Source organism: Dietzia sp. UCD-THP (assembly GCF_000349585.1).
Lineage (GTDB): Bacteria > Actinomycetota > Actinomycetes > Mycobacteriales > Mycobacteriaceae > Dietzia > Dietzia natronolimnaea_A.
Genome location: NZ_AOSR01000157.1, coordinates 1 through 270, shown reverse-complemented (window position 1 = coordinate 270; position 270 = coordinate 1). Strand labels below are relative to the sequence as shown.

Here is a 270-nt window from a genome sequence, read left to right as displayed (position 1 = left end):
GAGGCCATCCCGGTGGATCCGTCGGCCGTCGCCGGCGCCCTCGGCCTGCAGTGAGCGAGGTGAGCGGTCCCGGCCCGGAGGTCTTCGGCAGCTCGGGTGGGCACATCCTGCCGGTCGGGCGCACGGTCACGATCGAGGTACCGGCGTCCAGCGCGAACCTCGGGCCGGGTTTCGACGCGCTCGGGGTGGCCCTGGGGCTGTACGACACGATCACGGTGACCACGATCGACTCCGGCCTCGAGCTGGAGGTGTCGGGGGAGGGCGCCGGTC

Annotated in this window: 1 pseudogene; it reads left to right on the top strand. The window is 73.3% G+C overall.

Going from position 1 to position 270, the window contains the following annotated elements:
- Positions 1 to 50: 50 nt before the first annotated feature.
- A pseudogene (locus tag H483_RS0119400) lies at positions 51 to 270 on the top strand (homoserine kinase); the annotation flags it as partial.